The sequence below is a fragment of the Streptomyces sp. SD15 genome (genome assembly GCF_054462255.1).
This window is the reverse complement of the sequence record NZ_JBTLMO010000031.1, coordinates 43,343-67,630: the sequence shown is the minus strand read 5'-3', so window position 1 is coordinate 67,630 and position 24,288 is coordinate 43,343. Positions and strand designations below refer to the sequence as shown.

Genomic DNA, 24,288 nt, shown 5'->3' with positions numbered 1-24,288 from the left:
ACCGACGGAACTCGTCAGGCACAGGAGGTTGTGACACATGGGTGCCATGCTCGGCAATCGGCTCCGGCTGGTTGTGAAGGTACTGGGAAGCCTCGTCGCCGACGAGGTCGGCCAGGTGACGCGGGAGCGCCGGCGGCCGGGGCGGGGCCCCCTCTCCCCGGCGGAAGCCGAGGCCTCCGCCGGGGACGGGGCCGCCGAGGACGGGACACGCCGTGCGAAGGCGGTGCGGCACGCCCTGGAGAGTCTCGGCCCGTTCTACGTGAAGCTCGGCCAGATCCTCTCCACCCGGCCCGACATGGTGCCCGCCTCCATGATCGGCGAACTGCAGAATCTCCACGACCAGGTCGACGTCCAGCCCTTCGCCCTCTTCGAGCCCGTGCTCCAGGAGGAGTTGGGAGCAGACTGGAAGCTCCGCTTCGACGACATCGAGACGGTCCGCCCGCTCGGGGCGGCCTCGCTGGCCCAGGTGTACCGGGTGACCCTGCCCGGCGGGCGGCCCGCGGTGGTGAAGATCCAGCGGCCCGGCATCCGGGACACCGTCCGCGCGGACATGGCCCTGATGCGCAAGGCGTCCAGGATCGTCGCCCGTACCGCGCCTCGCTTCAACGAGGTCATCGACGTCGAGGCGATGCTCGGCTCCATCTTCGACGCGATGGAACCCGAGCTGGACTTCACCGGCGAGGCCCGCAACATGGACGAGGCCCGCGAGAACATCCGGCGCTATCCGACACTCGACGTCCCCCGGGTCATCCACGCCACCCCCAAGGTGCTGGTCCAGTCGCTGGCCCCCGGCACCTCCGTACGCCACCTCGACCGCCGCTCGTTCAGCGACCGGGAGCGTACGGACATCGGCAAGGACCTGCTGCGCTTCATGTACCGCGGCTACTTCGTCGACCGGATGTTCCACGCCGACCCGCACGCGGGCAACGTCTTCGCGCTGCCCGGCGGACCGGCCACGCTCATCGACTGGGGCATGGTCGGCCGGCTCGACCGGCGGACGAGTCTGCAGTTGCTGCCGCTGCTCATGGCCATCGCCCAGAACGACGGCCACGGACTCGCCCGGGCGTGGGCGGACATGGGCCGGGTCACCGCCTGGTCGAACCTGCCCGCGTTCGCCGCCGACATGGCGGCGCTGGTCCCCAAGGTCGCCACGGCCTCCCTCGAGGACATCAACTTCGGGGTGTCCCTGACCACCGTCCTGGAGAAGGCGACCAGGCGGGGCATCGGCTCCGCGCCCGCCATCTCCCTGCTGGGCAAGTCCTTCGCGAACCTGGAGGGTTCGGTGCGCTGTCTGGCGCCGGACATCGCCCTCGCGGAGGTCTTCAAGGCGGAGGCGCGCGGGATCATCCTGGCCCTGATCCGCGAGTACTTCTCCCTGGACCAGGTCGCGCGCAACACGATGGACCTGCTCTCGACCGCCGCGTCCGCACCGGAACAGTGGCGCGGGCTGCTGTCCGACGCCGCCAACCGTCAGCTCGCCTTCCAGCTCCACGAGCCGCACACACCCGCGTCCATGGGCGGGCAGCGGCCCTGGTCGCCGTCGCGCGGCCTGCTGGCGCTGGGCGCCGCGGCCCTGTTGTTCGACCGCCGCCGCGCACCCCGCTGACGCCTCACGTCTCTCTGACCAACCGTCATGAACCGTACGCACAAAGGAAGAATCACCCATGCCCATGCAGCACCATGACACGCAGCGTTCCCTGGACGGAGTCTCGGAGACGGCCCTGTGGACCGTACGCATGCGGGCCCAGGAATCCGCGCGGGCGGACGCGCTCTTCGACGACACTCTCGCGGCCGAGTTCCTGGACGCCGCCGGGGCGGCCGGTGCCCCGCCGGGAGCCGGCGTCCTGCAGAAGGTGTTGCCCGACTGGCTGGCCGTGCGCACCCGTTTCTTCGACGACCATCTGCTCTCCGTGACACGGGGCGGGTGCGAGCAAGTGGTCCTGCTGGGATCGGGGCTCGACACCCGGGCGTACCGGCTCGACTGGCCCGCGGCGACGCAGGTCTTCGAGGTCGATCTGCCGGCCGTACAGGCCTTCAAGGAGCGGGTCCTCGCGGGGCGCGCCCCGGACGTCGCCCGGCGCACCACCGTCTCCGCCGACCTGCTGGGCGACTGGCGTGGCGCGCTGCTCGCCGCCGGCTTCGACCCGGGCCGTCCCACCGCCTGGCTGTGCGAGGGGCTGCTCTTCTACCTCGCGCCGGAGGCGGTGGAGAGCCTGATCGGCACGGCGAGCGAGCTGTCCGCGCCGGGTAGCACCCTCGGCGCCGAGTGCCTGAACGCCGACACCGCCGACTCGCCGTTCGTGAAGCCCTGGCTGGAGGCGCTGTCCGGCTCGGGGACGCCGTGGGTGTGGCATCTCGCGGACGCGGAGCGCTGGTGGGGCGGGTACGGGTGGCAGGCGCGAGTCGCGGACCTGCTGGCGCTGCCGTACGCCGTCGAGCGGTTCGCCCCGCATCTGGCGGCGTTCGCGGGGGTCGAGAAGGACGCCATGATCCTGGTCACGGCCGAGATCCCGGCCGGCGGGCGGTGACCGTGGACGGCCACAACCTCTGCCAGACCCCCACCACTTACCGACTCCTACGACTCGAGTACCTGCTCGGGCTGCTGGTGGCCGCCGGATTCTTCCTCGCGCACCTGGCCGAGGTGCGGTGGTGGGTCGCCGTCGCGCTCTTCGCCTACGTCGACCTCATCGGCTATCTGCCGGGCGCGATCGCCTATCACCGCAGCCCCGACAAACAGGTCTCCCGCGTCTATTACGTGCTCTACAACACGATGCACAGCCTGAGCGTGCAGGGCGCGGTCCTCGGTGCCTGGGTCCTGCTGTACGGCTGGGAGTGGGCGCTGCTGGTACTGCCGATCCATCTCTTCGGCGACCGCGCGCTGTTCGGCAACTTCGCCAAATCGTTCACCGTGTCCTTCGAGCCGGTTCCGCACCCTTCCGTCCAGGGGGCGCTGCGGGACTTCGCGACCGTGCCCTGGCACGAGGCGGCAGTACGGTGAGCGCCCCGCAGGCACTCGCCGACACGCAGGCGTACGAGATGCTGTGCCGGCACGGCAGCCACAGCAGCGCCTTCCTCGCTATGAACAGCGGGAACCGACGCTTCCACACGGACGGTGTCGACGGCTTCGTCCCCTACCGGGAGGCGGGCCGACGGCATCTGTTCCAACTGGGCGGTCCGGTCTGCGCGCCCCAGGACCAGTCGCGGCTGCTGGACGCGCTGCTCGTGCGGGCCGGGAACGAGCGACGCCGGGTCGCCGCCGTACAGCTCTCCCGCTCCCAGGCCGAACTGCACGCCGGACACGACTTCGTCGTCAACCAGTTCGGCGCCTCCTTCAGCATCGCGCTGGACGGCTACAGCCTGGGCGGCCAGCGCATGGTCAAGGTGCGCAACATGGTCAACCGGGCCCGCAGGGAAGGAGTCACCGCCGCCGAAGTGCCCGTGGGGGAGCAGGACGGCGCGGCCCTCGATGCGGTGGACGAGGCCTGGCTGCGGGCGAAGGGCCGCCACGTCAAGGAGCTCGAGTTCCTCATCGGCGAACGCGGCGGCCCCGGCGCCCCGCACCGGCGCCTGTTCACCGCCGTCCACGAAGGACAGACCGTCGGTTACGTCTCCTACTCGCCCGTGTTCGGCGAGCGGGCCGGATGGCTGTACGACCTGACGCGGCGGCTGCCGGACGCCCCGCCCGGCACGGTGGAGCTGATGTTCGCCACCGCCCTGCGGCAGTTCCAGGACGAGGGATGCGGCTGGCTGCACCTCGGCTTCACCCCGTTCGTCCAGCTCCGCCCGGACACGGCCGCGCCCGGCCCGACCAGCCGCCTGCTGCACCGGTGCGTGGAGCTCTTGGCGGCCAAGGGGCGGGCCATCTACCCGGCGGCCGCCCAGGAGTCCTTCAAGCTCAAGTGGCGCCCGCAGCTCATCGAACCGGAGTACCTGGCCTTCCAGGGCGGGGTGAGCCCCGGCGCCGTCTGGCGGCTGATGCGCCTCACCAAGTCGGTCTGAGCACCCGCAGCAGTTTCTGACCATCCGTAGCAATGTCAAGACGCAGAGAGGCTGAGATGACCACGTACGTTTCCAGGATCCCGGCGGAGGCCGACCGGCACCGCGCCCCGAGTCTGCTGGAAGGGGCGCTGTCCACCGAGCTGACACCGGAGGGCTGCGACCTCGGCTACTGGTTCCGCGCCGTGCCGGAAGGCACCCTTGGCGGCGACCCGATGGGCCGCTCCGCGGACGTACCCGTACCCGCCCACATGATGGTCGACGGGCCACTGCGCCAGGCCGTCATGCAGGAACTGGCCTTCCGCTCGATGGCGGAGGAGAAGGCGGCCCGCGCCATCTCCTTCCTGGTCGCGTACGCCCCCGACCTCGCCGGGATGGACTTCTACACCTCCCAGCTGATGGACGAGGCCCGCCACGCCTACGCCTTCCGTGGCCATCTGCTCGAACTGGGCACACCGGAACATGAGTTGGAAGCCACCATGGAGTCGCTCGCCGGGGCCGACCGGGACGCGATCCTGACACCCCTGGAGGAGTTCGGGCTCTCGGTCATGGAGAAGGACCGCGACTACATCGGCGGCGTGATCACCCTGACCGTCCTGGTCGAAGGGGTCCTCGCGCCCACCGCCGAACTGAGCGAACGCAAGTGGCGCCCCTTCGACCCGCCCGCCGCCGAGATCGAACGGGCCGCGGGCATCGACGAGATCCGGCATCTGTCCGTGGGCACCACCATCGTCCGACGCCATGTCCGGAGCCATCCCGAGGAGCTGGACCGGATCAGGGAACTGGTCGCACGCGGCAGCGAGTTGTGGTCCCGGCTCCCGGTGCAGGAGCTGACCTTCCGGCGCGAACAGCTCTACCAGCAGGGCCTGGAGCAGCAGCGCGACCTCGCCGGCGACTACGAACTGTGGGCGGGCCGCCGCCTGGTCGACACCACCGCAGAGGAACGGATGCTCGCCGCCGCGGAATGGGCGCGCGCCACGCAGGAGGCACGGCTCGCCGACATGGGCCTGACCCCGTGAGCAGCCTGCGCGCTTTCGCCAACGTCCCCCAACGAAAGGGTCGGTGATACACCGATGACCGACAGCCCGGCAGTCAACTCCTCACCGTATGAACCCGCCGCGCAGGACGAGGACTTCCGCGAACTGACCCGCCGCGTCCAGGCCGCCGGACTCATGCGCCCCCGCAAGGGCCAGTACGTGACCGGGATCGCGGTGGTCTGGCTGATGAACGCCCTCGGCTGGGCGGCGCTGGCGCTGTCCGGCGGCACCTGGTGGAAGGTGGTCCTGGCGGCGGTCTGGCTCGCCGTCTGGCACGAGCAGCTCGCCTTCCTGGTGCACGACGCCGGGCACCGCCAGATCACCCGGTCCCGGAAGTACATCCAGGCGCTCGGACTGATCCACGGCAACCTGATGCTCGGGATCTGCTTCGGCTGGTGGGTGCAGCACCACAACCGCCACCACAACCACCCCAACCACCTGGAACTCGACCCGGACATCCTGCGCCGAGTGGCGATCTTCGCCCCCGAACAGGCCCAGGACCGCAAGGGATTCGCCCGCTTCCTCGCCGCCAACCAGCGGTATCTGTTCTTCCCGCTGCTGGGCCTGGAGGCCGTGGTCCTGCGGATCGCCGGGGTCATCGCCCTGCGTCGGCGGGCGATCCGCGAACCCCTCCTGGAGGGCGGCCTGATGGTGCTGCACGCGGTGCTCTTCTTCGGCGCGCTCTTCCTGCTCCTGCCGTGGCCGACCGTGCTGCTTTTCCTGGCGGTGCACCAGGTCCTCCTCGGCTATCTGCTCGGCCTCGCCTTCGCCGTCAACCACAAGGGCCTGCCGACCCGGGTGGGCCAGGAGTGGAGCTGGCTGGAGCGCCAGGTCCTCACCTCGCGCACCCTGCCCACCGGCTACCTCGGGGACTTCTTCTACGGCGGCCTCAACTACCAGATCGAGCACCACCTCTTCCCCGGCATGCCGAGGTCGGCGCTGCGGCGCGCGTACCCCCTCGTCAAGCAGTTCTGCGTCGAGCGAGAGATCCCGTACGTCGAGACCGGCGTCCTGGAGTCGTACCGCGACCTCGCGGAGCATCTCGGCTCCGCGAGCGAAGTTCTCCGTGGCACCACCGCCACGGCCTGAGAGAGAGGAACCCGAAACAGTGATGTTCTCAGCGAAAGCGAAGAGGTCTGCCCGCTCGACCCGCCGCGGCAGGAGGGTGGCGCCGGCAGCCGCCGTCCTCGCGGCGGGGACGGCGCTCGTCGCCCCCGCCGCCGCCCAGGCCGAACCGGCCGGGCTACGGGCGGCCCCCGTCCCCGACCTGGTGTGCCGTCTCGATGCCGAGGTGAACTTCAGTCCGCCGCTCTCCTTCCGGGTCCGGGAGGCCCAGGTGACCGGGCACATCGGGTACAAGGACTGCCGCTCGCCCAGCGGGGCTGCTCCGGAGCTGACCGACATCGTCTTCGACGTCGTCGGCACCGGCAGATTCGGTGTGCTGCCGCCGACCTTCTCCGTGGAGGGCAACGGCGTGGGCACGTGGAACACCGGCGACGTCGGCAGCCTCTACTTCAAGGGCGACCTCAAGGAGGGCAGCCCCGTCCCCGACCGCACGGTGACGAGCGGACCGCTCGCCGGTGACGGGATCAACGGTCTGCAGATCCCCAAGCCCCGGTTCGACAAGATCGACCCGGATGGCGTCGCGGGCTTCGACGTCTTCGGCCAGGTGTGCTTCTGGCCCGGTGAGAAGGGCCGGTGCACGGCGTTCTGAGCCGACGACACGTGAGGGGGTGGTGCGGGCCGTCGGGCCCGCACCACCCCCTTCGCCGTACGGGCTTCAGTCGGCCAGCGCCTTGAGAGTCTCCCGCACCACGATCGGGTCGTAAGGCATGGCCAGGTGCGTGGTCCGGTTCTGCGGAGCGAGGATCTGCAGGCAGGTGTTGGTGACGGGGTGGTCCGGCCGGGCAGGCCTCAACTGCTGCGACTCGGGCGGCTGGACCAGTTCGTCCCGGGTCGACCACAGCACGGTGTAGCCGACCCCGTCCACGGTGTCGCCGGGTGCCACCAGCTCACCCACGAACTCCGAGTCGTGCAGCAGCTGTGTGAAGGCGGGGCTCAGTCGGAAGAGGACCTTGTCCTCCACGACTGCCTGCACGCCCGGGACTTGACGGACCAGTGCGGTCAGTCCCGCCACCTCGACGCCGCGATTGCTGGGCGCGATCCCGACGACGCGCCGTACCTTCCCGGCCCCGCCGAGGTACTTGAGGTAGTAGTGCGGGATCATCCCGCCCTGCGAGTGGCCCACGAGGTCCACCTTCGATGCCTTGGTGTCCGCCAGCACCCGGTCGACGAAGTCCGCGAGCTCCTTGGTCGACTTCCTGATGTCGCCAAGGCCGTAGAGCCGCGGGAGAGCCGGCAACTCCCCGTAGTTCAGGCGGAAGATGCGATGCCCGGCCGCTCTGAGGGCAGGTGCCGCCTTGCGCCAGACGGACTCCCGGTCGCCCAGGGTGCCATGCACGAGGACGACCGGGTACGGACGCTCCGGGGTCGGGGGCAGGCCCCAGTCGTCCACGGCCGCGTCGAAGTCGAGCGCGGCGCCGATACGGTGCCCCATGGACTGGGTGTTGCCGACCAGTCGCTCGGGGGTCCGTAGCAGTTCGGTCGCGGCGCTGTCTGAGTTCACGCCGGGGATACGGGGCAGGGACATGGGGCCTCCTTGGGTTCGTGTTTCTGGTGTGGGTTTGTGCTTCTGGCTTGGGTTCGTGCTTTTGGTTCGGGTTCGAGATACGGCAGGCCCGACCGGGGAGATCCCCGGCCGGGCGCGTCCGTCCTGACTTCCGGTGGGCTCAGCCGTCGAGCGTCCCGGGCAGCGTGTGGAAGGCCCGGTCGTGCCAGAGCAGCGGTTGTCCGCCGTTCACCTCTACCGCCATCACTCGCCCGACGACGGCGTGGTGATCGCCGTACGGGCGTACGTCCTCGACCAGGCACACCGACCAGGCGAGCGCGTCGACGAGCACCGGGAGACCGAGTACGTGGCGTACGCGGCTGCCCTCGAAACGCCTCGCGGGCGGCACGGTGGAGTCGGCGAAGAGTTCGGCGACGGATTTCTGATGTGCCGTCAAGAGACTGACAGCGAAGGCACCTTGCTCGCGCAGGGCGGTGAGTGTGCGGGAGCTCCCGCGCAGACAGGCGAGGACCAGCGGTGGTCGCGCCGACAGCGACGTCAGGGCGGAGACCGTCATCCCGGTCGGCAGGCCCGCGCCGTCCAACGCCGTGACGACCGTGACACCGGCCGTGAGTTTCGAGTAGAGGCCGAGACAGCGGACCGTGTCGGGGCCGGGTTCGTCCCGCAGGGTGTCCCATCCCGCCGAGGGGCTGTCGGGAGGGGGCTGCCGGGGCTGCCGGGGCTGCCGGGGCACGAGGACGAGGTCAGCCATGCGCGGGCGCCGCGGCGTCGGCGAGTTGGGCGGGGGCGGGCGTGACCCTCCCGAGCAGCCCGCGCAGGATCCGCTCGATGTTGCTGCGCAGGGTCGAGTCGGCGACCGGGTCGAGGAGTTCCGCCAGCGTCGGGATGCCCAGGTCGAAGACCGCGTCGAAGGTCACGGCCGTACCGTCGCCGTCCGCACCGGACGCGCACCGCCACGTACCTTCGAACAGCTCGAAATCGCCGGTGAGTTGGGTGAACTCGATGGTCCGCGTCGTCGGGTTGAACGCGTCGCGTTCCGACCAGCGCATCAGACCGTTGCGGAAGCGGACGGTCCAGTCCGACACCACCGAGCCGTCGTCATGGGGTGGATGGACCACGACTTCGCGGACGGTCTCGGTGACTTCGGGGTACCGGCGGAAATCCCGGATTCGCTGGTACGCGGTCTCGGGGTCGACGTCGTGGGCGGTGAGCCGTACGGTCACGTGTCGCATGGGGAGTTACCTTTCCGCGGTTTGGTGGGAACGGTTTTGGTGGGAACGGTCAGCCGACGCGCGTCGCCACGACGCGCAGGGACTCGGCGAGGGCGGCGAGGAACAGCCGTACCTCGTCCTCGCCGGCGATCGCGGGCGGTGTCAGCCGCAGCACGCGGGTGGCGTTGAGGGAGTGGTTCACGAGAACGTCGCGCCCGACCAGCTCGAGGATCAGCTCACCGACGGCCTGCTCCGCGGCGAACTCCAGGCCTATCAGCAGCCCTCGCCCGCGTACGTCGTGCACCAGGCCGCCGGTGTACGGGGCGCAGGTGGCCCGGACGCCCGCGAGCAGCTGGTCGCCCAGGGCCTTGGCGCGGCCGATGACGCCCTCCCGGTCCAGGGCCTCGACCGCGGCGAGCGCGGCGGCGCAGGCGATCGGGGAGGCCGCGAAGGTGGAGGTGTGCAGGTAGGGGTCGCGGGAGAACGGGCCGTAGGCCGCCGCGGTCGCCACCATCGCCGCGACGGGGACCACGCCGCCGCTGAGGCCCTTTCCGACGAGCAGCACATCGGCGTCATGGACACCTTCGTCGTCCATGCCCCACCAGGCGCCGAGCCGCCCGAGGCCCGTCTGGATCTCGTCGACGATCAGGAAGGCCTCGTACGTCCGGCACAGCCGGCTCACCTCCGCCAGATAGCCCGGCGGTGGAATGCGTACGCCTCCCTCGCCCTGTACCGGCTCGACGATCACGCAGGCTCGGCGGCCGAGTTCGGCGAGCGTGGCCGCCAGCGCGGCCGTGTCCCCGTACGGAACCGCCGTGCTGTCCGGCAGCAGGGGCTGAAAGGGCCGCTGGTACTTCGGGTTGGCGGTGGCGCTCAGTGCGCCCAGCGTCTTGCCGTGGTAGCCGCCGGTGGTGCTGACGAGGGCGGTGTGGCCGTGCGCCCGGGCCAGTTTCAGACCGGCCTCGGTCGCCTCCGCCCCGGAGTTGACGAAGTGGACGTGGTCCAGGCCGGCCGGGGTGCGCGCGGCCAGGGCCTCGGCGGCGCGGGCGGCGACCGGCTCGAGGAAGACCCGCCCGGCCAGCGGATGGGTATCCACCTGGCGGTGCACGGCCGCCGTCACGTGGGGGTGTCGGTGCCCCAGGATGAAGACGCCGTAACCGCCGAAGTCGAGGTAACGGCGGCCGTCCTCGGTGTACACCCACGCGCCCTCGGACGCCGTCTCCAGCATGCCGCCGAGCACCGTACCGAGAACGGCACGCCCGGAGGACAGATGCGCGCGGTAGAGGTGGGCGATGTGCGCCCGATCCGTGGCGGGGTCGGTGACCGGTGCCACGGCGGGGGCCGCCGCGGTCACGAGGCCAGCTCCTGGGTCTGCGCGGCCGGTGCTGCCTGCGCGGCCTGCGGGGACTGCGCCCGGTGCCGGGTCCGCATGCCGCCGCGTCCGGTGGACCAGGCGGCGAGGTTGCGGACCAGCGCCTGCCGAAGGTCGCCCTTCGAGAGGGCCGAGCCGCAGTGGGGCGAGCCCAGGGACGATTCGAAGGGCAGCGCCCGCTGGAAGACCAGGAGCAGTTCCGCGTAGGTGTGGAAGCGGCGGCGCAGCGACTCGGGGAAGGTGGGGCCCTCGATCAGCGGCAGCAGCAGCCGGTGCACGGACTCCAGCGGAATGAGCCGGGGCGGGTGCGGCCGGGGTCCGTACTGGTCGGCGAACTCCAGGCAGGTGTCGACCACTTCGCGCTGCAACAGAGCTTCCGCGCCGGCCGTCAGCCAGTACTCGCCGTCCGTGACGCCGGCACGGAGCAGGTCACCCACGGCACGCGCGACGACGTCCTGGGGCACCATGTCGATCCGCGCGTCCGGGGCTCCCGGAAGCACCGGCACCTGCCCCTTCACGATGGCGCCCAGCGCCCGTGTCAGCCCCTGCATCCCGGCGATCCGACCGGTGACGGAGTCGCCCATCACCACCGACGGACGCAGGATCACACCCGGCACCGGGGCGTCGCGCACCACCTGCTCGGCCGCGGTCTTGGAGGCGAGATACGCGGCGGCACCGGGGAAGCGCTGCTGCTCCTCCGGCGCCAGCGGATTGGCGACGAAGGCGGTGCTCATGTGGAAGAACGACGCGTCGGCGCGGGCGGCGAGGTCGAGCATCGCGACGGTGCCGTCGAGGTTGGCGCGCCGGATCGCGTCGGGCTCGGCCTTCCAGTTGGTGGCGGCGGCGGAGTGCACGACCAGGTCCACGTCGGTGGTGAGCTGTGCGAAGTCCTCCCGGGTCAGACCGAGTCCGGGCTCCAGCAGATCGGCGCGTACCTCACGGACCCGGCGGTCGTTCACGGGGGTGCGATGGCGCAGGCAGACAATTCTGAAGTCAGGCGCCAGCTCTTCGATCAGGGCTCGGCCGAGCACTCCGGCGCCGCCGCTGAGCAGCACCGTGGGGCGTTTCGCGGAGGGCGGCGGGCTGGTCGGAGCACTGGGCCGGGGCCGGGACAGAGGCATGGCGGTGTTCCCCTCGGTCGAGTGAGCACAGGGCGCTGGTCAGGCGGTGGCTCGTGTCAGGCGGCGGACGGTCGAACGGGCGGGCGACGGGCGGCGGGCGGGGGCCGGAGATGAGCCGGGTGGCTTTCGGACGGCGGCCGGTCGCGGTGGGTCAGTCGGTGGTGGACGGGGCGGCGGTGGGTTGGACTGGCGGTGGTGAGCCGGGCGGGTGTCGCGCGGCGGTCCGGCTGTGGTCGGTGCGGCGGCCGTCGACGCCGACAGGTCGCCGGCCGTCGGTCTGGCCGCCGCCGTCGGCCAGGCGGTGGTCGGTGCGGCGGTGGTCGGGCCGGACCGGGTCGGGGCACGGCGGATCTGGCGGTCGCATGGCCTGCGGTCGGATCCGGGCAGGTCGCGCTGACGCCGACCAGGCCGCAGACCAGGTCGTAGGCCCGTGTCGGCGCGGGCGCATTGGTGGGGGCCAAGGGGGTGAGGAGGGTCCGCTCGGGCCGGTCGAGGGCAGGGCGGTGCCGGCCCGAGCGGGGTCGGGTCAGACGACGGTCAACGGCTCGTCGGCGAGGTACGCGGACAGCGGGCCGGTCATCCGCGACCGCGACGGTGGGTGCAGGGCGAGGCCGTTGGCGCAGGCGGCGAGGTAGCCGACCTCGTCCGACGTCATGAAGTTGAGCCCGCCGAGCAGTTCGACGGACCGCGGGACGATCCGCGCGAGGGCGTCCTGCACGGTGTAGCGCGCGTAGAGCGAGTCGGCGAGAGCGGACTCGTCGGGCGCCTCCTCGTCCACCCGGCGGGCAAGGCCCTCGACCGCCGCGGTCGCGCCCTCGACCTCCACCAGCAACCGGACCCGCTCGGCGTCCGGCACCCGGTCGTTGAGCAGGACCCGCTCCACCAGGGCGCTGGCCGCGCCGAGATAGCTGCCGGTCATCAGCAGCTCGAACCAGACCAGCCCCGCGGTCTGCACCGCGTCGAGGCGGGCCCCGGCCGACGAGGCCGTCCGCACCAGCAGTTCCTTCGGCACCAGTACGTTGTCCAGGGTGACCTGGTCGCTCTCGGCGCCCGCGAGGAACGTACTCGACCAGAAACCGCTGACGCTCAGCCCCTCGCTCTCCGCCGGGACCAGGGCCACAGCCAGCTCCTGGCCCTCGCCCTCCTCGCACGGCACCATCACACTGGCGGTGAGCAGGTCCATGGAACGGGCGAGGCTGCACGGCCGTTTCACGCCGGTGATCCGCACGCCCTCGGCGGTCACCGTGGCGGACATCGACGGCGACAGAATGCCGGTGCCGCTGCGCCCTTCGGCGAAGCCGGACGCCATCAGACGGTTCTCGGCCGCGACGCCCTGGACGAGCATCCATTCCAGTCCCTCGCCGGAGTCGCTCAGTCCGACCAGTGTGGCCATCGAGAAGTGGTGCATGGTCGTCGCCACCGCGAGCGAGGGTGAACGACTGCCCAGCGCACGCTGCACCCGCAGGGCTTCCAGTGCCGTGGCGCCCCTGCCCTGGAAGGCCGTCGGGGCCAGCAGACCGGGTCCCCCTGCCTCCCGGAAGAGCCGGATGCCGGGGCTCTTGGGCCCTTCCAGCGTCATCAGCGGTACGGCCCTCAGACTTTCGTCGAGGCCGGGCAGCAGTTTGGCGAGGGCCGCGCGCTCACGCTCCAGGAATCTCATGTCGTCCCCAGCTCCTTGATCCTCAGGTGTCGCCGGCAGCGTCGTTTCTGTTTACGCGCGAAACGGCGGAACCCCTCGGGCCAAAGCGATGTTGGGGCGTCGGCGCGGGATACGAGGAGTTGGGACGCTCACCCTGGCGGAGTGCCGCGGCTGGGACTGGCCTGCGTGAGTTCCACCCAGCGGGCCAGTTCGGCCTCGTGCGAACCGGTGCTCGTCGCCCGCGTGACGGCGGCGCCCGCCGCGGCGTCGGCCTCTCCGGCGCGGTTCAGCAGCCGTAGCGGCCAGGCAGGCGTGCACGGTTCCCCGCCGTCGAACGGGTACCAGTCCCAAGGCGTGTCGAACCGCCAGGCGCGCCCCGCGGCGTCCGCGACCTCGTCACCCGCGACGAGGCAGGCGTACGGGCGGAACAGAAGGTCGAAGGAGATCGGAATCCCGTCGTCGGGGTCGATCTCGTAGCCCTGCTCCAGCCGGTCGGGGTCGTGCGACCGGCCCGCTCGCAGCACCCTCACAAGCGTCCGCGGGCGCGGAAGGCGTCCCGTCTCCAACGGTGGATCGAATCGATCGACGGCCGTCACATGCACCACCGTGGGTGGGATGCCGATGCGGCACACCTCGCCGACAGCGAGATCCGGGGCCGTCGGCTCGGTGTGGAACAGCTCCATGTCCCCTTCGTGGGACTGGGGATCACGGACGAGAGCCACGTCGCCGTTCCACTCGATCCAGTCGCATTCCGGATCCACCGCCCACCACGGCCACTTGACCGACACGTGGGTCCGGGAGAGGCCGGTGACCCGTGCGTCGGTGCGGGGGCAGGAGAGCAGCAGAACATCGCCCATGCGGTGATCCACTCCCACAACCTGCCTCCGCAGACCGAAGTCCCTCAGACCCGCGGGGACTTGAAGGCGACCCCGCCGTACAGTGGAACGGGCTCGTCCCCGATCTCGTCCTCGTCCACCGCGAGTTCGGGGTGCCATTTCGCCACCGACACCACTCCCGGGTCGACCGGGTCGAGTCCCTTGAAGAAGCGGCTCACTTCGGTGTGCGAGCGGGCCACGAGGGTCACGCCGCCCGCCGCGTACGCCGCGACGCCGCGCGCCACCGTCACGGGGTCGTAGTCGCCGGTCATCGCGGACAGGACCAGGCAGCTGCCCGGCGCCAGCGCGTCGACCAGGGTGTCCACCAGGTCGTAGGCGCCGTCCTCCTCGGCGATGAAGTGCATCAGGGCGATGAGGGACAGCGCGATGGGCCGGTCGAAGTCGAGGACGACTGCGGCCTGTTCGAGTATCTTCCCCGGTTCGCGCGCGTCGGCCTGGAAGTACTTCGTCACGCCTTCCGGGGTGCCACGGAGCAGGGCCTCGGCGTGGGCGAGGACGATCGGGTCGTTGTCGACATAGGCGACCCGCGCGTCCGGCACGGTGGCCTGGGCGATCTGGTGGAGGTTCGGCTCCGTGGGAATGCCCGTGCCGATGTCGAGGAACTGGCGGATTTCCGTCTCCCGGACCAGCCAGCGCGTGGCGCGCTGCATGAACCAGCGATTGCTGCGGGCCGAACGCGGGGCCGTCGGGTCCAGGGACATGATGCGTCGCCCGAGTTCCTCGTCGACCGGGTAGTTGTCCTTGCCGCCGAGGAACCAGTCGTACATCCGTGCCGGGTGCGGCCTGCTGGTGTCGATCCGCTGGGCGGACGGCCCGGTCGCGGTCATGCGCAACTCCTCTTGCTCGTCGTGATGTTCGAGAAGTCTGCCATGGCGGTTGGACCTGGCGGAGGCGTTCCTGGCTGTCCGGCTCTTCCCCCCGGGGCAGGGGTCACCTGGCGAGATGGTCCTTACGTCGAGAGTTGCGTGGGCTTAGCATCGGTTCCCGCATGAATACGATGACGCTCTGGCACCTATCCATCTGGGAGTTCGCCGCCCTCGCCGCTGCGGCCCTGCTCGTCGGTTTCTCGAAGACCGCCGTGAGCGGGGCCAACACGGTCAGTCTGGCGATCTTCGCCGCCGTACTGCCCGCCCGCGCCTCCACCGGCGTGCTGCTTCCCGTCCTCATCGTCGGGGACGTGCTCGCGGTGCTCACCTACCGGCGCCACGCCCACTGGCCCACGCTGTGGCGGCTGTTCCCGGCGGTCGCCGCGGGCGTCGTCCTCGGCACGCTGTTCCTGATGTGGGCCGACGACGGGACCGTACGGACCTCGATCGGCGCGATCCTGCTGCTGATGGCGGCGGTCACGCTGTGGCGCCGCCGGGTCGCCGCGAAAGAGGCGGAAGAGGAACCCGACTCGGTGACCACGCCCGCGGGCCGGGTCAAGGCCCGCTCGTACGGCGTCCTCGGCGGCTTCACCACGATGGTCGCCAACGCGGGCGGTCCGGTGATGTCGATGTATCTCCTGTCGGCGGGCTTCAGGAAGCTGGGCTTCCTCGGCACCTCGGCGTTCTTCTTCCTGATCGTCAACGTGTCCAAGGTGCCCTTCAGTGTGGGCCTGGGCCTGATCGACGGGCACTCGCTGCTCCTTGACGCGGCGCTCGCGGTCTTCGTCGTGCCGGGGGCGTTCCTTGGTAAATGGGCTGTGAACCGAATCAACCAGCTGCTCTTCGAGAGGTTGGTGATCGGGGCGACGGTGCTGGGAGGGGTGCAGCTGTTGCTGCGCTGACCACCTCGTAGGCTCGACGCCATGTCCCCCCATGTCCTGGTCCTCGGCGGCACCACCGAGGCACGTGAGCTCGCCGCCGAGCTGGCGGCCCGTCCCGGTGTGCGGGTGACCACGTCCCTCGCGGGGCGCGTGTCCCGGCCGGGGGCGCTCGAAGGGGACGTACGCATCGGCGGGTTCGGCGGAGCGGAAGGGCTGGCGCGGTGGCTGCGCGAGCACCGCGTGGACGCCGTGGTCGACGCCACCCACCCCTTCGCCTCGGGCATCACGGCGCACGCGGCGCGGGCGGCGGAGGCCACCAAGATCCCGGCCGTCGTGCTGCGCCGACCGGGGTGGCGCCCCGGCCCCGGCGACCGATGGCACCCGGCGTCGTCCCTCACCGAAGCCGCCGCACTCCTCGCGCCGCTGGGCCGCCGTGTCTTCCTCACCACGGGCCGTCTGGGCCTGGCGGCCTTCGCGGACCTTCTCGAACTCCACTTCCTCCTGCGCTCGGTGGAGCCTCCCGAGCCACCGCTGCCGTCCAACGTCGAACTGTTGATCGCCCGCGGTCCGTTCACCCTGGACGACGAGAAGAACCTGCTGCGTGAGCACCGTATCGACGTCCTGGTGACGAAGGACAGCGGGGGAGAGGCGACGGCGGCCAAGCTCACCGCCGCACGCGACCTCGGCCTGCCCGTGGTCGTCGTAGGCCGTCCACCGCTTCCGGGGGGCGTGACCGCGGTGCCGGACGTGGCGTCGGCGCTGGCCCTGCTGGAGCTCACCCCGCGGTGACGGAGAGGTCAGGCCGTGCTGGACGCCAGTTCCCGGTTGCGGGTGGGCAGGCCGCTGGTCAGATCCTCGACCAGGAGTTGCTTGGCGATGCTGTCGACCGCGGCGCGGAGTTCCTCGCCGGAGGGGCGGCCGATGTCCTGCTCGACGCGCTCGGCGAGCCGGCTGCCCCAGGCCGTGCCGATGACCTGGGCCTCGCGCTCGCCGGCCGGGGTGTGGGAGAAGAGGGAGCCGTCGCGGGTGAGATAGCCCTCCTCGACCATGCGGTCGAAGACCGGCCCAGGACTTCAGGGGGCAGGCGACGGCTGGCGGCGATCAGGCTGAGACTGGCGTGGCCCACCATTCGGGTGAACAGCTCGACCTGCATGACGGCCCACGCCCCGGCCACGTCGAGACGGGTGTCGGACTCGCGGAGGATACGGCGCACGCTGTCGAGCCCCGTACTGCCGATGATCTTTCCGACCGCCGCCTCCAGCAGTCGCCGCGAATCGGCGGTGGACGGCGACGCGAACCCCTCACCCATGTCGGTCGAGCCCATCCGCGCGCTGTCCCGCAGCCGCACCTGCTTGGGACTTCGCCGACCTGCACTATCCCCGCGGATGCCTGCGCAGCAGATACGTGTCCATGATCCAACCCTTGCGCTCCCGCGCCTCGGCCCGCAGCCGCTCGATACGAGGGGCCGCCTCCGCGATGGGCCCGGAGGCGAGGATCTCGTCGGGCGTGCCTATGTACGCGCCCCAGTAGATGTCGATGTCCTCGGCGACGTACTGCCGGAAGGTCTGCTGGGCGTCGAGCATCACGACCACGTCGTCGACCCCCTCGGGGAAGCCCTCCGCGAGGCGGCGGCCGGTGGTGATCTGGACCGGCCGGGCGACCCGGTTCAGCCCTGTGCGGTGCCGGGCGACGAGCGCGGAGACACTGCTGATGCCGGGCACGACGTCATACGTGAACGCCACCGCGCCCCGGTTCAGGATCTCCTCCAGGATCCCGAGCGTGCTGTCGTACAGCGCGGGATCGCCCCACACCAGGAACGCGCCGCTCTCCTCCTCGCCCAGTTCCTCGGCGATGAGTCGTTGGTAGATGTCGGCGCGGGCACTGCGCCAGTCCCCGACGGCGGGGGAGTAGGCGGCGCCCCCGGCGGACCGGTCGCGGTCCGGGTCACGCGCCTCGACCAGGCGGTACCCCCCGTCCGGTATGTGCGCGTCGAGGATGTCACGGCGCAGCTGGACGAGGTCCGACTTCACCTCGCCCTTGTCCAGGATGAAGAACACGTCCGTGCTCCGCAGCGCCCTGACCGCCTGCAAGGTGAGCTGGTCGGGGTCGCCCGCGCCGATACCGATGACATGAATCTTTCGCACACCCCGAGTCTGCCGCACGCCACTGACAGGCGACGCACCGCACCCGGATCGGTGCTGGGGGAGGCCTTGTTCAGCCCCGGCGTCCCCGCAGCCGAGGTGCCCACGCCACCGCGCTGACGGCGACACCGTCACGCTCCACGACGGTCGACAACTCCCGTGCCCAGGCAGCCAGGTCACCGAGATCCAACCCGTGCGGACGGGCTTGGCCGCCGGCCCCGGCCGCCCACTCCTCGGCGGCCGCGGCCCCGCGTCGCAGCAGCCGGGCCCCGCCCGTCGTGTTGCCCCGGGCCGCGTGGGTGAGCCCCACGGCGAGCTGGGCCAGCCCCCGCCAGAGCGCGCGCTCGGCCTCGGGACCCGACTTCCAGGCGTCCTCGAAGACCTCGTGCGCGTGGAACGGCTTCCCCCCGTCCAGCAGTGCCTGCGCCTCGGCGACCGTCTCGTCGGGGCTGCGTACGACGCCCTCCGGCTGCCGCTCCACACCGTCCGCGCCGTACGGCAGCGGCCGCCCCAACCCGTCCCGCGGCCGGGCGTTGCGCGCCCGCCCCGCCGTGTCTCGATCCCGCCCGCTGTCCCGCCGACCTCCGGATGCTCCGCTCATGCCTCGATTGTCGCGCGCCCAGCGCCCGCTCGGAGCAGCCCCCGACGTGGGGTAAAGTTCTGCTCGCACGATCACGCGGGACACCGCGGGTGAAACGCATCGGGACGTGGCGCAGCTTGGTAGCGCACTTGACTGGGGGTCAAGGGGTCGCAGGTTCAAATCCTGTCGTCCCGACCATGCTTTTAGCAGGTCGGAGGCCGTTCTCTCACTAACGAGAGGGCGGCCTTTCGCGCGTCCGGAGGCATGGTGGTCGCAGTGTGGTCGCACGTCCAGTCTGTGGCTGGTCGGCTGCGGCGCTGAAGCCGGGGACAGCGGGGGAGCGGAGTCGGCGCACAACCTCGCGGAGTCGGTGGATGTGGTCGCGTGGTGGTCGCAGCCACGACGCATGGTCCGTGCGGCGGCTGGCCTTCTCGGTTCCGGTGAGGGTCTGGTCGATGGTGTCGACGGCCTCGCGGGCTGCCTGCCGGGTGAGGTGGCTGTAGATGTTCGCGGTGGTCGACAGGGTGGAGTGCCGCAGCGTCTGGGAGACGACGGTGAGCGGCACACCGGCGGTGATGGTGATGGTGGCGGCCAGGTAGCGCAGGTCGTGGACCGTGATCCGCGGGACGCTGGCCTCTTCGGACAGTTGATGGAGACGGTCGAGGACCTGGTGCGGGCCAAGCGGTCGGCCGTCGGGTCGGCAGAAGACGAGACCGGTGAACGGGTCGTCAGGATCACCGCACCTGCGGGGCGTTGTTCCTGCGTGGTGCCGGAGGGCGGTGGCGACGCGGGGTGGGATGGCCACCCAGCCGCGGCTCGACCGGGTCTTCGGTGTGGTGATGACGAGGCGGTTGTTGTCGATCGCGGAGAGGGTGCAGCGCACGTGGAGGACGCCTTCCGCCAGGTGGACGTCGTCCCAGTGCAGACCGAGGGCTTCCCCTTTGCGCATGCCGGTACCGATGAGGAACTCGAACAGGTCGGCCATCTCGGGGTCGGCCCGGTGGCAGTAATCGAGGAAGCGGGCAGCCTCCTCCGCCGTCCAGATCCGCTGTTCCGGCGACGGCGGCCGGCGCAGGACCGGGGGACTGGCCGGGTTGTGGGGGAGGCGGTGTTGGCGGACGGCGTCGCCGAGGGCGCTAGAGAGGGTGGCCAGGCAGCGGTAGAGAGTGGTGCGGCCGCGGCCGGCGGCGAGTTGGCAGGTGACGTAGGCCGAGATGTGCCGGTGGGCGAGCTGGTCGAGCTTGAGGGTGCCGAAGGCGGGGACGAGGTCGTTGCGGACGTAGTCGCGGTAGCGGGCCATCGTGGTCGGCTTCAGCACCAGGGCCTTCGCGTCCAGCCACGCCTCCAGGTAGGAGGCGACGGTCTGGCTCGGATCGGCGTTGTAGCCGCCGGCCTCGCCCTCGAGGAACCGGCTCAGAGCCTGCTCGGCCGTTTCCTGGCTGGGGAATCCGCCCCGGCGCACCGTGGTGCGGCGGTGGTCCGGGGCGGGGACGTCGACGGCGAAGCCCCAGGCGCCGTGCTGACTGTTGGTGATCAGGTGAGGGCAGTGGGTGCCGAGCTGGTGATGCTGGGTGTCCCGGCAGCCGCAGCGGCGGTAGATGCGGCCGCGGCCGACGCTGGTACGCATGGGGATCGCCTCCGGGAGGCGGAGGGAAATGGACGCTTCCAGCCTGCGACCACAGACGACCAGCAGATTCTTGGTCTGCTGGTGGTACAGCAGTTGCACCCAAGCTGACCAGCGGAAACAGTAGATGGTGCGGCTCGCTGGCGGGGGCTGGTCCGGAAATGGTCCGGATCTTGGTCCGTATCGGCTTGCGCAATGTGCTGCTGCTGGGCGGGGCCTTCTCGGACCGGCGCTGTGATCGGCAGTGCGACGAGCTGGATTCCGCCGGGGGCCTCCTCCGATTGCCGAGCGCGGCTGCCGGGTTCAGACGTTCAGGCGGCGCCGGGCAGGCCGTTGAGGAAGTCGGTCGCCTTGTGGCCTTCGGCGGTCAATGAGTCGCAGCGGAACCGTTCGGACGCTGCGGAGGCGGAGGCGGAGGCAGGAGCGGTAGCGAAGGGCATGGCGGCGTCAACCCCGAGGGACGACGCAGCACGTCGTAGGAGAGGAGCGGCCAGGGTCATTAGGCGTTGCTCCACCCGGTTGTGCTGGAATACGAGTCCAGCAGGTCCACCACGAAGACCAGGGTCGAGCCCGCCGGGATCAACGGCGAGTGCGACTGATTGCCGTAGCCGAGACGCGGGGGAACGATGATCTCGCGCCGACCGCCGACCTTCATCCCCCTCACTCCCCGGTCCCAGCCCTTGATGACCTTGCCACTGCCCAGGGCGAATTTGAACGGCTGGCCCCGGTCCCAGGAGGCATCGAACTCCTTCCCGGACTCGAAGGTCACCCCGACATAGTGGACCCTTACCACCATGCCCGGCTTCACCTCAGCCCCGTCCCCGACGACCAGGTCCCGGATGGTCAGCTCGGTAGGAGTGTCACCCTCCGGAACGTCGACCTCGGGCTTCGTCAGTTCACTCATTGCAGCCTCATCACTCTCCGTCGGAAGCCGTCGCACGGACCAGCCGGACACATGGACACTCCATGCAGCAGATGGTCACGCTACCGAGAATGCCAGCCCCGGAGCACACCAGATCCAGCGGCCATACGTGATGATCTTTCGCGCAGCCGATGAACGCGACCGCCACGCACAGGTTGCGCAGTAATCGCCAGCAGGCGCAGCTGGGTGAAGGCGCTGGCCGGGTCGCCAGCGGTGAGCAGGGTGGGCGGTGTCCGTTGCGGCGCGGGCCTGATGAGGCTGAACGGAAAATCAATGCTCAGGTGGGCAGGCGGCAGCATCCGGCCGGCGAAGCTGGCCGGATGGGTCTGTACGGTCACGTGGTGGTCGGGGCGAGGGTGACGGTGTGGCCGAGGTGTTCGAGCTGTCGGACGAGGTCGCGTGTCCTGCGCTGTGGGTTGAGGTGCTTGTGGTGCCAGTCCGGTCCGAGTTCGTGGTAGCGGGCCTGCGGGTCGTTGACGAGGTGCCAGGCGATGACGAGGATCGAGCGGGCGACGGCGACCAGGGCCTTGGCGTGGCCTCGGCGTTTGACCAAGCGGCGGTAGCGGGCGCCGAGGAAGGTGTCGGTGCGTGCGGCGGCGCTGGCCGCTTCGCCGAGGGCGCCCTTGAGCCACGGGTTGCCCTTGCCGGCGGGGCCGGTGGTGCTCTTGGCGCCGGACTGGATGGTGCGTGGGCAGAGCTTCGCCCAGGACGCGAGATGATCCGGTGAGGGGAAGACGCTCATGTCCGGGCCGATCTCGGCGAGCAGGGCACGGGCTGCGACCGGTCCGACGCCGGGGATCTCGTCCAACCGGATCAGCAGCTCGCAGCCGAAGAGGGTGCCGTCGTCTGCCGACGTGTCGATCGGGGCACCGTGTGGATCGGGCAGTGCGTCGATCGAGGCGGCGATTTCCTGGTCCAGGACGGCGATCTGCCCGCTCAGGTGATCAACCGTGGCGAGCAGGAGTTTCAGCAGCCGGGCGTGGTGGTCCTCGAACTGTCCCGTCATCGCCTCGATGAGCGCGTCGCGCTTGGCGGTCAGCTTGCCCTGGGCGAGGCCGGCAAGGGACCGGGGGCTGCGCTCACCGGCGATCAGCGCCTCCATCATCGCCCGGCCGGAGACGCCGAGCGGATCGGTGGCCACGGACGAGAGCCTGATCTGAGCGTCCTGCAGGACCTTGTCGATGCGCTGCTTGTGACGGGTGCGCTCATGCACGAACACGGTGCGAGTACGGGTGAAGTCCCTCAGCTGTCGGACCGGCTTGGGCGGTACGAAAGAAGGGCGGACCATGCCGCGTTCGGCGAGCTTGGCCAGCCAGACAGCGTCCAGCTTGTCGGTCTTGGGGCGGCCCGGGACGTTCTTGACCTGGCGGGCGTTGACCAGCCAGCACCGAAGTCCACGACTCTCCAGCAGGTAGAAGAACGGGCGCCAGTAGTTGCCGGTGGCCTCCATCACCACCAGCGTGACGCCTTGGCAGACCAGGTGGTCGCCGAGCTCGACGATCGCGTTGGTTGTCGAAGCGGCCGTCCAGACCCGCTGAGCGCGCTTGCCCTCACGCTGTTCGTGCGGGAGCCGGGTGCAGACGACCCCGCTGTTCTTGGCGATGTCGATCGCGGCAACCCGGGCTACCGCTTCCTCCTGCGGTTCTTCGCGCGACTCGTCCACCGTGCCTCCTGTGTCCTGGTACTGGGCGGAGGCTGCCCGGGGAACCGGAGGGGAACGGAAAGGCTGATCGGCGTGCACGAGGCAACAGTTGGCGACCCCTGGCTGGCTCCCGCGTCAGACTCTTTCTCGGGCGCACCCGCCCAAACCCCATCGACGTGCGCGGACAGCCCCCACTGCCATGGTCAAGGCGCACACATCGCGACCGGCAGGGCGCCTGGAAGCACGCGACTCAAGGAGTCCGACACATACCGATTTTCACGCCGCCAGGCGTGACGGGAGTTACAGGAGGACTGAGCCTTTTCCATCCTCAGTCTGAGCTGGCCAGATGGAGGGTGAGGACAGCCTGGACGAGGCTCGTGATTCGGGTCGTCGAGCAGCGGAGCTTGCGCAGGAGCCGCCAGGACTTGAGGGTGGCGATGGCCTGTTCGACCAGTGCCCGGATCTTCGCGTGGGACCGGTTGACGGCCTGCTGACCTGCGGAAAGACTGTCCCATCGGCCGCGGTAAGGGAGGCTGACCGTGCCGCCCGCGCCCTGGTAGCCCTTGTCCGCCCAGCAGTTGATGCCGGCCTGGGCGAGAGCGTCGATGATGCCGTGCTCGCGTGCGGCCCGGACGTCATGAACGGCACCGGCCAGGGCTGGTGAAGCCCAGAGGAGACGGCCCTTCGGGTCGGCTATGACCTGCACGTTCATGCCGTGCTTCTTGTGTTTGCCCGAGTAGAAGGGCCGGTCGGCGGCGATCCTGTCGATCGGCAGAAGCGTCCCGTCCAGGATCAGGTACGCCTTCATCGACGCGGCCCGTACTGCTTCGGCGAGCGTGGGGGCGAGGGCGGCCAGGAGTTCGACGGCCTCGGTGATGTACCGGTAGACGGTGGTGGTGCCGATCCCGAAACCGGCCGCGAGCTGGGCGTAGGGCTGGCCGTTGCGGAGGTGGGTGAGGGTGAGCAGGGCCTGTCGGCCCGCGCTCAGACGCCGCCATCGGGTGCCGAGAGCACGACGATGCCCCCTCAGACGGGCGGCGAGGAAGCGGAGGGCAGAGCTGGACACGTCGACGCCGGACGGGTAGACAAGCATGCGAAGCCTCTGGTGGAGACGGTTCTCTTGGTCGAAAACCCATCTACCAGGGGCTTCATCCGTTTGTCAGGCCAACTGCCCAGCCGACGCAGGAGGTTGGAAAAGGCTCACTCTTTGGAAACGGTTCTGGCCGCAGTTCCGTGAAGATCGAAGGCGGTGGTTACTTCCTGCGCTGGAAAGTCGGGCGTAGGAGTCTCTGAGCTTCGTCTCGGACGCCAGCGTCGTCATCGGCGGCCAGTTCCTGCAGTTGCTGGATGAGCCGGTTAGCGCCTTCCCCGGTCATCCAGTGTGGGTTGCCGTTCACTGCCGCGTTGAGCTCGTCCAAGGTGCACGTGTCTGCCGCGCAAGCGAGGGCCGCCAGCACTGTACGCAGTCCGCAGGTATCCCCGCGTGCGAGCAGCGCCTCAGCCGTATCTTGAATCACTGCCGTGTCCTGGTTATCCAGGAGAAGGCGATGCAGGACTTCGGTGACCTCCGCAAGTTCTGCTGACGCTGCAAGCCGCCGCCCCGCAGCGGCTCTCACTGACCAGGAGGCGGAGTCCGCGTCCTTGGTTGCCGCAGGCAGCTCCTGGTCAGGTTCGAAGGTTCCCATGGCCTCAGGATCGCAGGAGATGGCGGCACTGACCTGGAATTTTCCT

Annotated in this window: 26 protein-coding genes, 1 tRNA gene and 1 pseudogene; 10 read left to right on the top strand and 18 right to left on the bottom strand. The window is 70.3% G+C overall.

Annotated elements, in window-relative coordinates; translation table 11 throughout:
• The first annotated feature begins 37 nt into the window (after positions 1 to 37).
• From ACX28W_RS27630 to ACX28W_RS27600, 7 genes are all read left to right on the top strand, one after another.
• On the top strand, positions 38 to 1,606 hold the full coding sequence (locus ACX28W_RS27630; protein WP_459002265.1) for an ABC1 kinase family protein: 1,569 nt from the start codon (positions 38 to 40) through the stop codon (positions 1,604 to 1,606).
• Positions 1,607 to 1,664: 58 nt separating this feature from the next.
• On the top strand, positions 1,665 to 2,528 hold the full coding sequence (locus ACX28W_RS27625) for an SAM-dependent methyltransferase (RefSeq protein WP_459002263.1): 864 nt from the start codon (positions 1,665 to 1,667) through the stop codon (positions 2,526 to 2,528).
• A gap of 2 nt (positions 2,529 to 2,530) precedes the next feature.
• Positions 2,531 to 2,998: a hypothetical protein gene (locus tag ACX28W_RS27620; protein WP_459002261.1), complete on the top strand. Its 468-nt coding sequence runs from the start codon at positions 2,531 to 2,533 to the stop codon at positions 2,996 to 2,998.
• On the top strand, positions 2,995 to 3,999 hold the full coding sequence (locus ACX28W_RS27615) for a phosphatidylglycerol lysyltransferase domain-containing protein (RefSeq protein WP_459002259.1): 1,005 nt from the start codon (positions 2,995 to 2,997) through the stop codon (positions 3,997 to 3,999). The genes ACX28W_RS27620 and ACX28W_RS27615 overlap by 4 nt, the downstream gene beginning before the upstream one ends.
• Positions 4,000 to 4,055: 56 nt before the next feature.
• Positions 4,056 to 5,015, top strand: coding sequence for a ferritin family protein (locus tag ACX28W_RS27610; protein ID WP_459002258.1), 960 nt, complete (start codon positions 4,056 to 4,058; stop codon positions 5,013 to 5,015).
• A gap of 54 nt (positions 5,016 to 5,069) precedes the next feature.
• Entirely contained in the window at positions 5,070 to 6,122 is a 1,053-nt protein-coding gene (locus ACX28W_RS27605; RefSeq protein WP_459002257.1) for a fatty acid desaturase family protein, read from the top strand.
• Between the two features lie 76 nt (positions 6,123 to 6,198).
• Positions 6,199 to 6,747, top strand: a complete 549-nt coding sequence (locus ACX28W_RS27600) for a hypothetical protein (protein WP_362077730.1) — start codon at positions 6,199 to 6,201, stop codon at positions 6,745 to 6,747.
• Between the two features lie 66 nt (positions 6,748 to 6,813).
• On the opposite strand, the gene ACX28W_RS27595 is transcribed toward ACX28W_RS27600, so the two are convergent.
• From ACX28W_RS27595 to ACX28W_RS27555, 9 genes are all read right to left on the bottom strand, one after another.
• Complete coding sequence (locus tag ACX28W_RS27595; RefSeq protein ID WP_459002256.1) at positions 6,814 to 7,683, bottom strand: esterase/lipase family protein; 870 nt, start codon at positions 7,681 to 7,683, stop codon at positions 6,814 to 6,816.
• A 139-nt stretch (positions 7,684 to 7,822) separates the two neighbouring features.
• Positions 7,823 to 8,413 (bottom strand): flavin reductase family protein, encoded by a 591-nt coding sequence (locus ACX28W_RS27590; RefSeq protein WP_459002255.1) that lies wholly within the window; start codon positions 8,411 to 8,413, stop codon positions 7,823 to 7,825.
• The gene (locus ACX28W_RS27585) at positions 8,406 to 8,894 is read right to left on the bottom strand and encodes a type II toxin-antitoxin system RatA family toxin (protein ID WP_459002254.1); all 489 of its coding nucleotides are present in this window, start codon (positions 8,892 to 8,894) and stop codon (positions 8,406 to 8,408) included. The genes ACX28W_RS27590 and ACX28W_RS27585 overlap by 8 nt, the downstream gene beginning before the upstream one ends.
• A gap of 49 nt (positions 8,895 to 8,943) precedes the next feature.
• Positions 8,944 to 10,227 carry an aspartate aminotransferase family protein gene (locus ACX28W_RS27580; RefSeq protein ID WP_459002253.1) on the bottom strand — a complete coding sequence of 428 codons (1,284 nt, stop codon included), beginning with the start codon at positions 10,225 to 10,227 and terminating at the stop codon, positions 8,944 to 8,946.
• Entirely contained in the window at positions 10,224 to 11,366 is a 1,143-nt protein-coding gene (locus ACX28W_RS27575; RefSeq protein ID WP_459002252.1) for an SDR family oxidoreductase, read from the bottom strand. The genes ACX28W_RS27580 and ACX28W_RS27575 overlap by 4 nt, the downstream gene beginning before the upstream one ends.
• Positions 11,367 to 11,517: 151 nt before the next feature.
• Positions 11,518 to 11,730 carry a hypothetical protein gene (locus ACX28W_RS27570; RefSeq protein WP_459002250.1) on the bottom strand — a complete coding sequence of 71 codons (213 nt, stop codon included), beginning with the start codon at positions 11,728 to 11,730 and terminating at the stop codon, positions 11,518 to 11,520.
• Positions 11,731 to 11,892: 162 nt separating this feature from the next.
• Positions 11,893 to 13,026, bottom strand: a complete 1,134-nt coding sequence (locus ACX28W_RS27565; protein ID WP_459002249.1) for an acyl-CoA dehydrogenase — start codon at positions 13,024 to 13,026, stop codon at positions 11,893 to 11,895.
• Positions 13,027 to 13,154: 128 nt separating this feature from the next.
• Complete coding sequence (locus ACX28W_RS27560; RefSeq protein ID WP_459002248.1) at positions 13,155 to 13,862, bottom strand: hypothetical protein; 708 nt, start codon at positions 13,860 to 13,862, stop codon at positions 13,155 to 13,157.
• A 44-nt stretch (positions 13,863 to 13,906) separates the two neighbouring features.
• Positions 13,907 to 14,728 (bottom strand): SAM-dependent methyltransferase, encoded by an 822-nt coding sequence (locus ACX28W_RS27555; RefSeq protein ID WP_459002246.1) that lies wholly within the window; start codon positions 14,726 to 14,728, stop codon positions 13,907 to 13,909.
• 161 nt (positions 14,729 to 14,889) lie between these two features.
• On the opposite strand from ACX28W_RS27555, the gene ACX28W_RS27550 reads away from it, so the two are divergent.
• Positions 14,890 to 15,669: a sulfite exporter TauE/SafE family protein gene (locus tag ACX28W_RS27550; RefSeq protein WP_459002244.1), complete on the top strand. Its 780-nt coding sequence runs from the start codon at positions 14,890 to 14,892 to the stop codon at positions 15,667 to 15,669.
• Positions 15,670 to 15,690: 21 nt separating this feature from the next.
• Entirely contained in the window at positions 15,691 to 16,437 is a 747-nt protein-coding gene (locus ACX28W_RS27545) for a cobalt-precorrin-6A reductase (protein WP_459002243.1), read from the top strand.
• Positions 16,438 to 16,445: 8 nt separating this feature from the next.
• Here ACX28W_RS27545 and ACX28W_RS27540 read toward each other — a convergent pair.
• The 3 genes and pseudogenes from ACX28W_RS27540 to ACX28W_RS27530 form a co-directional block, all read right to left on the bottom strand.
• Positions 16,446 to 17,002, bottom strand: a pseudogene (locus ACX28W_RS27540) (MFS transporter); the annotation flags it as partial.
• A gap of 19 nt (positions 17,003 to 17,021) precedes the next feature.
• Positions 17,022 to 17,792 carry a precorrin-6A synthase (deacetylating) gene (cobF, locus tag ACX28W_RS27535; protein WP_459002242.1) on the bottom strand — a complete coding sequence of 257 codons (771 nt, stop codon included), beginning with the start codon at positions 17,790 to 17,792 and terminating at the stop codon, positions 17,022 to 17,024.
• Between the two features lie 70 nt (positions 17,793 to 17,862).
• Entirely contained in the window at positions 17,863 to 18,390 is a 528-nt protein-coding gene (locus ACX28W_RS27530; RefSeq protein ID WP_459002240.1) for a DUF309 domain-containing protein, read from the bottom strand.
• A gap of 100 nt (positions 18,391 to 18,490) precedes the next feature.
• On the opposite strand from ACX28W_RS27530, the gene ACX28W_RS27525 reads away from it, so the two are divergent.
• A tRNA-Pro gene (locus ACX28W_RS27525) sits at positions 18,491 to 18,567 on the top strand.
• Between the two features lie 31 nt (positions 18,568 to 18,598).
• Here the strand turns inward: ACX28W_RS27525 and ACX28W_RS27520 are convergent.
• From ACX28W_RS27520 to ACX28W_RS27495, 6 genes are all read right to left on the bottom strand, one after another.
• Positions 18,599 to 20,095, bottom strand: a complete 1,497-nt coding sequence (locus tag ACX28W_RS27520) for a tyrosine-type recombinase/integrase (RefSeq protein ID WP_459002239.1) — start codon at positions 20,093 to 20,095, stop codon at positions 18,599 to 18,601.
• A gap of 209 nt (positions 20,096 to 20,304) precedes the next feature.
• Complete coding sequence (locus ACX28W_RS27515) at positions 20,305 to 20,433, bottom strand: hypothetical protein (protein ID WP_459002238.1); 129 nt, start codon at positions 20,431 to 20,433, stop codon at positions 20,305 to 20,307.
• A 59-nt stretch (positions 20,434 to 20,492) separates the two neighbouring features.
• Positions 20,493 to 20,897, bottom strand: coding sequence for an FKBP-type peptidyl-prolyl cis-trans isomerase (locus ACX28W_RS27510; RefSeq protein ID WP_354733873.1), 405 nt, complete (start codon positions 20,895 to 20,897; stop codon positions 20,493 to 20,495).
• Between the two features lie 352 nt (positions 20,898 to 21,249).
• On the bottom strand, positions 21,250 to 22,578 hold the full coding sequence (locus ACX28W_RS27505; RefSeq protein WP_459002236.1) for an IS110 family RNA-guided transposase: 1,329 nt from the start codon (positions 22,576 to 22,578) through the stop codon (positions 21,250 to 21,252).
• A 307-nt stretch (positions 22,579 to 22,885) separates the two neighbouring features.
• Positions 22,886 to 23,650, bottom strand: coding sequence for an IS5 family transposase (locus tag ACX28W_RS27500; protein WP_459002234.1), 765 nt, complete (start codon positions 23,648 to 23,650; stop codon positions 22,886 to 22,888).
• Between the two features lie 160 nt (positions 23,651 to 23,810).
• Positions 23,811 to 24,242: a hypothetical protein gene (locus ACX28W_RS27495; protein WP_459002233.1), complete on the bottom strand. Its 432-nt coding sequence runs from the start codon at positions 24,240 to 24,242 to the stop codon at positions 23,811 to 23,813.
• Between the last annotated feature and the right edge of the window lie 46 nt (positions 24,243 to 24,288).

Excerpts from the sequence above, each read along its gene's own strand:
- ACX28W_RS27630 (WP_459002265.1), top strand. The coding sequence starts at position 38 with ATGGGTGCCATGCTCGGCAATCGGCTCCGGCTGGTTGTGAAGGTACTG.
- ACX28W_RS27625 (WP_459002263.1), top strand. The coding sequence starts at position 1,665 with ATGCCCATGCAGCACCATGACACGCAGCGTTCCCTGGACGGAGTCTCG.
- ACX28W_RS27610 (WP_459002258.1), top strand. The coding sequence starts at position 4,056 with ATGACCACGTACGTTTCCAGGATCCCGGCGGAGGCCGACCGGCACCGC.
- ACX28W_RS27605 (WP_459002257.1), top strand. The coding sequence starts at position 5,070 with ATGACCGACAGCCCGGCAGTCAACTCCTCACCGTATGAACCCGCCGCG.
- ACX28W_RS27595 (WP_459002256.1), bottom strand. The coding sequence starts at position 7,683 with ATGTCCCTGCCCCGTATCCCCGGCGTGAACTCAGACAGCGCCGCGACC.
- ACX28W_RS27590 (WP_459002255.1), bottom strand. The coding sequence starts at position 8,413 with ATGGCTGACCTCGTCCTCGTGCCCCGGCAGCCCCGGCAGCCCCGGCAG.
- ACX28W_RS27585 (WP_459002254.1), bottom strand. The coding sequence starts at position 8,894 with ATGCGACACGTGACCGTACGGCTCACCGCCCACGACGTCGACCCCGAG.
- ACX28W_RS27575 (WP_459002252.1), bottom strand. The coding sequence starts at position 11,366 with ATGCCTCTGTCCCGGCCCCGGCCCAGTGCTCCGACCAGCCCGCCGCCC.
- ACX28W_RS27570 (WP_459002250.1), bottom strand. The coding sequence starts at position 11,730 with ATGCGACCGCCAGATCCGCCGTGCCCCGACCCGGTCCGGCCCGACCAC.
- ACX28W_RS27565 (WP_459002249.1), bottom strand. The coding sequence starts at position 13,026 with ATGAGATTCCTGGAGCGTGAGCGCGCGGCCCTCGCCAAACTGCTGCCC.
- ACX28W_RS27560 (WP_459002248.1), bottom strand. The coding sequence starts at position 13,862 with ATGGGCGATGTTCTGCTGCTCTCCTGCCCCCGCACCGACGCACGGGTC.
- ACX28W_RS27555 (WP_459002246.1), bottom strand. The coding sequence starts at position 14,728 with ATGACCGCGACCGGGCCGTCCGCCCAGCGGATCGACACCAGCAGGCCG.
- ACX28W_RS27550 (WP_459002244.1), top strand. The coding sequence starts at position 14,890 with ATGAATACGATGACGCTCTGGCACCTATCCATCTGGGAGTTCGCCGCC.
- ACX28W_RS27545 (WP_459002243.1), top strand. The coding sequence starts at position 15,691 with ATGTCCCCCCATGTCCTGGTCCTCGGCGGCACCACCGAGGCACGTGAG.
- ACX28W_RS27530 (WP_459002240.1), bottom strand. The coding sequence starts at position 18,390 with ATGAGCGGAGCATCCGGAGGTCGGCGGGACAGCGGGCGGGATCGAGAC.
- ACX28W_RS27515 (WP_459002238.1), bottom strand. The coding sequence starts at position 20,433 with ATGCCCTTCGCTACCGCTCCTGCCTCCGCCTCCGCCTCCGCAGCGTCC.
- ACX28W_RS27510 (WP_354733873.1), bottom strand. The coding sequence starts at position 20,897 with ATGAGTGAACTGACGAAGCCCGAGGTCGACGTTCCGGAGGGTGACACT.
- ACX28W_RS27500 (WP_459002234.1), bottom strand. The coding sequence starts at position 23,650 with ATGCTTGTCTACCCGTCCGGCGTCGACGTGTCCAGCTCTGCCCTCCGC.
- ACX28W_RS27495 (WP_459002233.1), bottom strand. The coding sequence starts at position 24,242 with ATGGGAACCTTCGAACCTGACCAGGAGCTGCCTGCGGCAACCAAGGAC.